Source organism: Leisingera sp. F5 (assembly GCF_001593695.1).
The window spans coordinates 1-1,051 of sequence record NZ_LUKH01001408.1 but is presented as its reverse complement, the minus strand read 5'-3'; the positions used below and the strand labels follow the sequence as shown (position 1 = coordinate 1,051).

Below are 1,051 nucleotides of genomic sequence, written 5' to 3'. Positions count from 1 at the left end.
CGCGGCAGTGAAGTTCTGGGACGAGATCGCAGCCGAATCCGAAACAAAGGCAAAGGTTGTCGAGATCTTCAAGAAGTACAACGCCGACATGCAAAAAGCGGGCCGCCCCTACCGCTACGGCTAAGGGGCTGTTGAAAAACAGGATTTGGCCTGCACCGCAGCGGGCCAAATTCCTTACTCAAGGAATTTGCCAAAACTTTTGAAGAAAAGTTTTGGCCTGAACACGCAAAGGGCTGCTCATGCTCTCCTTCGATGATTTGAAATCCCAGGTTTCTTCGGGTCTGGTCGACACCGTTCTGGTCTGTCTTGTGGACATGCAGGGTCGGCTGATGGGCAAGCGTTTCCACGCCAAGCATTTTGTTGCCGGCGCCTGGGAAGAGACCCATTGCTGCAACTATCTGCTGGCGACGGACCTGGAGATGGCGACGCCGGACGGCTATGCCTCGACCAGCTGGGAAAACGGCTATGGCGATTATGTGATGAAGCCGGACCTGGCGACCCTGCGCCCGGTGCCGTGGCTGGAGGGCACGGTGATGGTGCTGTGCGATGTGCTGGATCACCACACGCATGAAGAGGTTTCACACTCTCCCCGCGCGATCCTGAAACGCCAGGTAAACCGGCTTAAGGCGATGGGCTATGACGCCATGTGCGCCACCGAGCTGGAGTTTTTCCTGTTCGAAAAGAGCTTTGACGAGATCCGCAAGTCCGGTTTCCGCGACCTGGCGCCGATCTCGGGCTACAACGAGGATTACAACATCCTTCAGACCACCCGTGAAGAGCATGTGATGCGTCCGATCCGCAACCACCTGTGGGACGCGGGCTTGCCGATCGAGAACTCCAAGGGTGAGGCGGAGACCGGCCAGGAAGAGCTCAACATCAAATACGCCGCGGCGATGGACACGGCTGAATACCACACGATCGCCAAACACGCGGTGAAGGAAATCGCCCACCAGCAGGGCCATGCGGTGACCTTCCTGCCGAAATGGAGCCACGATAAGGTCGGCTCTTCCTCCCATGTGCATCAATCGCTGTGGCAGGACGGCAAGCCCGT

2 pseudogenes are annotated in these 1,051 nt (G+C 57.8%); both read left to right on the top strand.

Annotated features, from left to right (window positions below):
• Nucleotides 1-124: pseudogene (locus tag A2I95_RS41840) on the top strand (C4-dicarboxylate ABC transporter); the annotation flags it as partial.
• Between the two features lie 115 nt (nt 125-239).
• Nucleotides 240-1,051: pseudogene (locus A2I95_RS41835) on the top strand (glutamine synthetase); the annotation flags it as partial.